Below are 394 nucleotides of genomic sequence, written 5' to 3'. Positions count from 1 at the left end.
CCCCCATTCATCGACATGAATTTCTTCACCACTTGGTCCGACCACTTTTGCCCGTTGTGGGTATGCAGATGGACGGTGCTGCTCAGGATGATAGGCTGGAACGGTTTTAATCTGCCGACGTTGTAACTGCAGTTGATTGGCTTGGCGTTGTTCTGGGTCTATGGTGCCATTCCAGACGGGTTGCTGCCAGTTGCTCTGTTGCAGTAGTCGTAGCAGCTGTTGATTGAGGTCTTTAGGTAGGTTGTTTTGACTATAAAAGGTTTTTTCCGTAATCAGAAACTCTTGGTCCGCACCGCTGTGTTGATTAATTTCAGGGTGATCTTCCAAGATAAACCAGTAACCGACCTGAGCATCGCGTACCGTAGAATAGGCACTAAAGTGCTTGGCTTGTGCG

General features: G+C 48.5%; 1 pseudogene. It reads right to left on the bottom strand.

Going from position 1 to position 394, the window contains the following annotated elements:
* Nucleotides 1-394, bottom strand: a pseudogene (locus AC6CHI_RS16135) (type VI secretion system Vgr family protein); the annotation flags it as partial.

The organism is Acinetobacter sp. GQ146 (assembly GCF_059758585.1).
This window is presented reverse-complemented; position numbering and strand designations above follow the sequence as displayed.